Raw genomic sequence first — 1,289 nt, forward strand, 5'->3', positions numbered from 1 at the left:
CGACTACAAGGTTAAGGACATTGGTTTGGCGGACTGGGGCCGTCTTGAGCTTGAGATAGCTGAGACGGAGATGCCGGGTCTGATGGCGACGCGCGAGGAGTATGCTTCGTCGCAGCCGCTGAAGGGGGCTCGGATTGCCGGCTGCCTTCACATGACGATCCAGACGGGTGTTCTGATCGAGACGCTGACGGCGCTGGGCGCCGAGGTGCGCTGGTCGTCGTGCAACATCTTCTCGACGCAGGACCAGGCGGCGGCGGCGATTGCGGCGTCCGGCGTTCCGGTCTTTGCCTGGAAGGGCGAGAGCGAAGAGGAGTACGAGTGGTGCATCGAGCAGACCATCGAGGGGCCGAACGGCTGGCGCCCGAACATGGTGCTGGACGACGGCGGCGACCTGACGGCGATGCTGCACAAGCCCGAGTACGCCGAGATCATGAAGGACGTGAAGGGCATTTCGGAGGAGACCACCACGGGTGTGCTGCGGCTGTATGAGATGGCCAAGGCGGGCACGCTGCTGGCGCCGGCGATCAACGTGAACGACTCGGTGACCAAGTCGAAGTTCGACAACAAGTATGGCTGCCGGGAGAGCCTGGTGGACGGCATCCGGCGGGCGACCGACGTAATGATGGCGGGCAAGACGGCGGTGGTCGCCGGCTTCGGCGACGTGGGCAAGGGCTCGGCCGAGTCCCTGCGCCATGCCGGGGCGCGCGTGATGGTCACCGAGATCGACCCGATCTGCGCCCTGCAGGCGGCCATGGAGGGCTTCGAGGTGGTGACCATGGACGAGGCGGCGCCCAAGGCGGACGTCTTCGTCACCGCCACGGGCAACGCCGACGTGATCACGGTGGACCACATGCGGGCCATGAAGGACCGGGCGATCGTGTGCAACATCGGGCACTTCGACAACGAGATCCAGGTCGAGGGGCTGAAGAACCTGAAGTGGCAGTCGATCAAGCCGCAGGTGGACCAGATCGAGTTCCCGGACGGGCACAAGATCATCCTGCTGGCCGAGGGCCGTCTGGTGAACCTGGGCTGCGGCACGGGCCATCCCAGCTTCGTGATGAGCGCGTCGTTCACCAACCAGGTGCTGGCCCAGATCGAGCTGTGGAAGAACCACGCCAACTACGAGCGCCAGGTCTACGTGCTGCCCAAGCACCTGGACGAGAAGGTCGCCAAGCTGCATCTCGACAAGATCGGCGCCCATCTCTCCGAGCTCTCCAAGGAGCAGGCCGACTACATCGGCGTGCCCCAGAACGGACCGTTCAAAAACGATACATATCGGTACTGAGGCC

General features: G+C 64.5%; 1 protein-coding gene. It reads left to right on the plus strand.

What is annotated here, in order from left to right; genetic code table 11:
- A partial coding sequence (gene ahcY, locus ACFOW6_RS18025) for an adenosylhomocysteinase (protein ID WP_382423820.1) occupies positions 1-1,285 on the plus strand: 1,285 nt, incomplete at its 5' end.
- Positions 1,286-1,289 lie beyond the last annotated feature (4 nt).

Source organism: Fodinicurvata halophila, assembly GCF_042651425.1.
Lineage (GTDB): Bacteria > Pseudomonadota > Alphaproteobacteria > Kiloniellales > DSM-21159 > Fodinicurvata > Fodinicurvata halophila.